We start from the raw sequence: 6245 nt of genomic DNA, 5'->3' as shown, positions 1-6245 counted from the left end.
CCACAAACCCGACCAGCGACGAGGCACGCGACGCGATACTGGCCGACCCCGGTTTCGGCAGGTATCACACCGACCACATGGTGTCGATCGATTACACCGATGGACAGGGTTGGCACGATGCGCGGGTCATCGGCTACGGCCCGATTGAGCTGGATCCGTCGGCGATCGTGCTGCATTATGCGCAGGAGATATTTGAGGGACTTAAGGCCTACCGATGGCCGGATGGGTCGATCGTGTCGTTCCGCGCCGAGGCCAACGCCGCGCGGATGCGGTCCTCGGCGCGGCGGATCGCGATCCCCGAATTGCCCGACGAACTGTTCATTGAGTCATTGCGGCAACTGATCGTCGTCGACAAGGCGTGGGTTCCGCCGGCCGGCGGCGAGGAGTCCTTGTACCTACGGCCGTTCGTCTTCGCCACCGAGCCGGGGCTGGGGGTACGCCCGTCGAAGCGGTATCGCTACCTGGTGATCGCCTCACCGTCCGGCGCCTACTTCAAACACGGCATCAAACCGGTCACCGTGTGGGTGTCAACGGAATACGTGCGCGCCAGCCCGGGCGGCACCGGAGCGGCGAAGTTCGGCGGAAATTACGCGGCGTCGTTGGTCGCACAAGCGGAGGCCGCCGACAACGGTTGCGAACAAGTGGTGTGGCTGGATGCCGTCGAACGCCGCTACATCGAAGAGATGGGCGGGATGAACATCTTTTTCGTGTTCGGCAGCGGCGGATCGGCCCGGCTGGTCACCCCTGAGCTGTCCGGCTCGCTGTTGCCGGGCATAACTCGGGATTCCTTGTTGCAGTTGGCAACTGACGCTGGCTTTGCCGTCGAGGAGCGCAAGATCGATATCGACGAGTGGCAGAAAAAGACCGCCGCCGGCGAAATCACCGAGGTGTTCGCGTGCGGCACTGCCGCGGTGATCACTCCGATTTCACACGTGAAGTACGGCGAGAGCGAATTCACCATCGGCGACGGCGAATCCGGTGAGGTGACGATGGCGCTGCGTGACACGCTGACCGGCATTCAGCGCGGAACTTTCGCCGACACCCACGGCTGGATGTCGAAGCTGGGCTGACGGCCGCGTCAGCCGGACGATGAGTTGACCTGATTTGGCCGTGTTGCGTCGCGTTTGGCCGTAGGCTTCTGCGCGCAATTCCGCCCCTGGAGGTATGAAATGGTCAGCCCGAGTAGCCCGAGTAGTCCGACGCCGCAAGGGTCGCCTCGCCAAGTTGCCGTGATCGGGACGTTGATGCCGCATTTGGCAGCAGCGCGTCATCATGTGTACCGCAACGTCATCGCGTTGGCGTTGTTGGCGGCGTTGATCGCCGCGGGGTTGGGGTCGCTGCCGGTGGCGCTGGTGTTGACAGCAGTGGCATTGCCGGCGGCCGTGTTGGTCTACATCCACGATCACCGGTTGTGGCACGACGAGCCGCTCACGCTGATCGTTGTGGCCTTTGGGCTTTCGGTGTTGCTCGGTGTCGGAGTCGGGCTGCTGGAGACCCATTTCATCAAGCTGGTGGCGGCGGGTTCGACGGGCTACCACCTGCCGCCGGTCAACCGCATTCTTGAATTGGGTGTGCTGGTGCCGGTGGCGGCGTTTGTGGCGGTGGTGATCGCCCCGTGGGCGGTCAGCGCGCGCTCGGCATTCCGGCATCCGATGGATGTGGTGGTGGCGTGCTCGCTCAGTGGCGCGGCGCTGTCGTTGGGGCTCAGCGTGGTGGTCCAGCATGGAGCGTTCACGCATGTGCACGCCACAGCGGGGGATCCGGCGCACGTCGCGTTCATTTCTTTGACGCTGGGCTTCTTGCAGCCGATCGTGCTGGCGACGGCGGCCATGGTCGGTGTGTTGGGATTGCGCCGGCTGGGAGCCGGTCCGGTCGCCGGCGTGATCCAGGGATTGGTGTTGATGGTGGCCTATGAATTGGCGACCACCTTGTTGCAGCCGTACGGGACCCGCGGCATCGTGTTGACCGCGCTGGTGGCGTTGGTGCTGGCCGGGGCGGGTCTGGCCGCGGCTCGTGACGGGCTGCACGCGGCGTTGCTCGCCGACCCCGGTGCGGAGACGGGCGTGCCGGTGGCCGGGCAGGCAGAGCATCGACTGCATGCCGGGTTGGTCGCCGCTGTGGTGGCGGTAGTCGTCGTGATTGCCGCGGTAGTCAGCGTCGCGGTGGTATTGGGCGGTGCTGCAACGAATCCCACGCCGCCGGGGCAGGGTGGCAGCAGTCGTATCGCTCCGCACAGTGCGTCAGCGGTCGGGTCCATCCGCCGAACGATGGACGGCTCCGCCGAAAGCCGTTGGGGGGATATCGGATTGGCGTCGATTTCTACGCCGCTGGCGGCCGGCGCCGCCAGCACCATCAACCTGGTGGACGGAAACAGCATGACCGTCGCTCCCGGATGGAAGGTTATCCGCCAAGGTCAGCAATCCGCCGACCTCATCAAGGGCAACCAAAGCGCCGGCCTGTTCGTTAACGCGGGTAGCGCGAACACCTCGGACATCGGACAAGAGTCAACCTTCCTGATCAACCACAACATCCAGAGTTCCGGGTTCACCAACGTGCAGCAGTACCCGGCGCAGCCGCAGAAGTTGCAGGGCAAAAACTTCCAACAGCTGCTCGAGGTCGACTACACCGCTGACATCCAAACCAATCAGGGCACAGGCCAGATCTACGGCGGATGGGTGACGCTGTACAACGCCACAACCGGCATGTCGAGCCTATTCAATTTCTACGCTGGGACCCACGACGCGTTCGACGCGGCGTTGACAGACGGCGCGCAGATGATGGTGTCGATGGAGTAGGGACCCGGTTCCTCGGCGATCAAGTCCTTAGGGGTTCGCGGTCGCGGCTGCGGGCGCCTCGAGTTCGGTATAGCGCTCCGCGAAGTCGCGGGCGGGAACGGGCCATTCCTCACCTCCGGCGCCCCGCACCACCCAGTCGCCGTCGGCGGCTGTCGTCGCTCCTTCCAGGGTCTCGATGGTCTCGCCCGGCCGCGCTGGTCGAGCTAAAACATCTCCGCGCCTTCGCCATTGGTTGCCCGCGACATGCTCATAACTGGTTCGGAAGATGTCATCGCGTACCGACCAGGTCTCCCCATCGTCCTCGACCTGCCAGTCTCCGGCGTTGGCCTGCATGGTCTCACCGGACTGCGACGTCCACGTCCAGCGTGTGTTTCGCTGTTCGGCGATGACCGTTCCGACCCGGGTGAACGGGCGCCACACCGGACGTGAGCGATAGCCGAGCTGGCGCAGGCTCCACAGGGTAGCCGCCAGGCTCGACACCGCGGACTTGAGCAACTCCTCGTCGGCTTCGACCGCGGACCACTCAACGAGCTTGTTGTGGATTCGGTTCTCGTCATTGCGGACGGCGCCGTACTTCCAGTGGTTGCGGCGATAGTAGCGGCACCAGCTTTCGTGTTCCGCCTTTGCCATTTTCATCGCGGCGTCGTGATCAAAGCCCATGCGCGCGAGCCGTTGCAACGCGGTCAATCCGGCCATGTCGTGCACACCCAGCGGCTCCGGAGGGCGGCCCCACGTGTTCCAGGTGTGTTCGGCGATCTGCTCCACCATCCACAGCGCATTGCGGACCTGGCGTCGATTCGACTCGCGGTAGAAGTCGTCAAGCTGTGGCCACGGCAACCTCGCGGGGGGAGGGTTCGGCTCCGGTCCGATGTCGGCAATGTAGCGCTGGTGAATCAGCTTCGCCGCTCGTTCCCAGACATCCTGGGCTTGTCCCTCGGGAATATCGAGCGCCAGTCGGTACGTCCGTAGCCGGCCGACGATGGGTAACGGGTCTTCGGCCATCTGGGCGTCGTTGTCCCAGATGTAAATGGGCATGGTCGGAAAACGCGCAGCCAGCCTGGTACCGATTGATCTTGCCGTGGACGGTCCGTGCGCCTTGTCGTCGACGAATATCACGGCGTTGGTTGACCCGTCTGTTTCTCCGATCAGGCTCATCAGGACTGACACGGTCGGTGCCTGCAGTGTGGCGTCGATGGTCGGCCCGGTTGACACGAAACCGACTTGCCTGCGATGGAATTCGTGATCCTGTCGGTACTCCTCGGCGTCTGAGCCGACCAGGTTCACTGTTGGCAACACGGTTTCGCCCGGTGTGGAGTAGTAGTCGTATTCCAGCTGTCGGCGAGTCAAGTCCGCACACAGTGCTAACGTTAATTCTGATGTGCCGCAGATAAATACACGCTCAACGGTGGCTGTCGAAATAATGTTTTCGAGTAGCCAGCGAGCAGTGACCTCGTATTTGCCAACGGCGTCGGCCGCCCATCGGGTGTCGGATCCGCCGAGCTGCTGGGCGCGCCACGCCTCGGCTTGCCACGGATTGTCTACGCGCACGGTGAGGGGCAGCCGCTGCTTGTGACCGACTGCGGATAGGGCGCCCGTGATCGCGTCCAGCCATAATTGGTTGGTCATCGGATCGGCTGACATGAGGTAGAGCCGCTGGAGGTTCCGCCACAGCGACAGCGATTTGAGGGCGTCCGGAGCGTTGAAGTCCACCGATACCACCCGGCCACCATGGATTCTGGCCTCGTGTACTCCCGGCTCATCGGGTCCGGCAGTGATGACGACCAATGTGCTGCGCCGGTTCATTGTCCTGGCGATCGCACTGACCATGGACCGGGTTTCGTCGTCGATACCAACAACGGCGGTGACCGAGTGAGCGAGGCTGGCGCGCAGTCGGTCCACCTGTGACCGGAACAATGCGATCACTACACCGGCGAGGCCGAAGAAAATCGCGCCCAGCGCTGCGAGCCGCGCAACCCACAGACCGTCCGGGGTGGGGCTGGGGCAGACGTGCCCGCCCAGCGAGAAATCGCTTACGCCGCCTTTTACTAATGAGACGGTCCAGATCAATGGCTGAAAGAAGACCGGATGAGTGGCATCGTGGCAACTCCAATATGAGCTGAAGCCCAGTACGGCGCCCGTCGCGGCAAGGCCGGCCACGACCACGACCGGAACGTTGCCCGACCGACGGGCACTGTGCGTACGAAAGCTCAGCACGCACAGCACGACGACCACGCCTACCACGATCGCGATCGTCGTAGCCGATCCCGGGCGGCCAAACCACCTCAACCAGTTCGGCAACCGGTCGGCGGCGGAGGCACGGGCCGCCAGGATGCATAGCCACCCGAGGAATATCAGAGCAACAGCTAACAGCGCGGCTTGCACCGAGCGGGAAGGTGCGGCGCTGCGTCGCATTCGACCTCTCTTCCTGCTTGGGGCGCAGTAAAGATGATGGCATCGAAGCGCAGTACTCGGGTTGGAATGCGCCACGCCGACGGATGCTGTGAGCGGGTCCTACTCGGCGGGGATGCGAATGATCTGCAGGCCCGCCGAAGCGAGAATGGCGGGCACCGCTCTGATATACAGAGGGTCTAATTTGGCGGTGTCCGGGTACAGCTTTTTTAGCTGCTCCCACGGCAGCAGATACGGGGTCTCCTTCCGTTCGACATTCTTCTCGTCGGCCAGCGTCCAGCCATCGGCGATGCGTTCGCGGTTCCAACGCTCATGTTCGGCGATTGCCAGGATTTTGATTTCTGAATCGGTGAAGGTGAAATCCTTCGCTTCCCAGTCACGTAACGGTGCGATAGCACAGTCAACCTTGCGCAAATGGATCGGGATGTGGCGCGCCTGGTCGCGGCTGGACTCCTTGCGGGATTCGTCAAGCTCCTGCCACGTGGGTGCAGTCTCGCCTTTGGCGATTGCTTCTTGGCGCCAGCGTTCATGAATGGCCTGCGCCATCGGCTCGAACGACCCGCCCCGCACGAGTTCTGCGGTGCAGCTCCGTTCCATGCTCGCAAAGACGTCGATGTTCGACAGCGCGCCGGCCTCTTTGACGTCGTCCAGCAGCCCGGCAACTCCGTGAAGCCGGGACAGCGCAACCACCACCGGGATTGTCGGGTCCAGTTCGTGGCGCAGCTGGAGCGCCGTTTCGAACGCGTTCGCGTCAAGGTAGGAGGTGACGTACGCCCGGCTGATCGGCGGCGTGTCTGCACTACGGTGGTGTTCAGGCAAGTGGCTGATGTCTCGGGCGGTCGCAAAGAATGTGGCGAATTTGCACGCCTTTTCCAGCGCGGGGTGCTGGCCCAGCAACGCCTCAACACGATCCGTTGGGTGGTGGTCGAAAATGGTGACCACCAGCGGTTCGCGGCTGTCACCGCGCTTCTCGTACCAGGCGCGCGCTGCGTGGTACACCAACCAGTCGCCAAGCGGATCGAGGTGTGCGACCACGATGTG

4 protein-coding genes are annotated in these 6245 nt (G+C 63.5%); 2 read left to right on the top strand and 2 right to left on the bottom strand.

Annotated elements, in window-relative coordinates; translation table 11 throughout:
• A partial coding sequence (locus WAN71_RS26430; RefSeq protein WP_422228158.1) for a branched-chain amino acid aminotransferase occupies positions 1–1070 on the top strand: 1070 nt, incomplete at its 5' end.
• 159 nt (positions 1071–1229) lie between these two features.
• A complete protein-coding gene (locus WAN71_RS26425) occupies positions 1230–2795 on the top strand; it encodes a zinc ribbon domain-containing protein (protein WP_422228157.1) in 1566 nt (521 codons plus the stop codon).
• Between the two features lie 27 nt (positions 2796–2822).
• Here the strand turns inward: WAN71_RS26425 and WAN71_RS26420 are convergent, their stop codons facing one another.
• Positions 2823–5207 (bottom strand): RyR domain-containing protein, encoded by a 2385-nt coding sequence (locus WAN71_RS26420; RefSeq protein ID WP_422228156.1) that lies wholly within the window; start codon positions 5205–5207, stop codon positions 2823–2825.
• A 99-nt stretch (positions 5208–5306) separates the two neighbouring features.
• A complete protein-coding gene (locus tag WAN71_RS26415; protein WP_422228155.1) occupies positions 5307–6203 on the bottom strand; it encodes a RyR domain-containing protein in 897 nt (298 codons plus the stop codon).
• Between the last annotated feature and the right edge of the window lie 42 nt (positions 6204–6245).

Origin of the sequence: Mycobacterium sp. (assembly GCF_049280035.1) — a bacterium.
Lineage (GTDB): Bacteria > Actinomycetota > Actinomycetes > Mycobacteriales > Mycobacteriaceae > Mycobacterium.
This window is presented reverse-complemented; position numbering and strand designations above follow the sequence as displayed.

What these genes read in the sequence shown, in the direction of transcription:
- WAN71_RS26420 (WP_422228156.1), bottom strand. Translation starts at nt 5,207, where the DNA reads ATGCGACGCAGCGCCGCACCTTCCCGCTCGGTGCAAGCCGCGCTGTTA.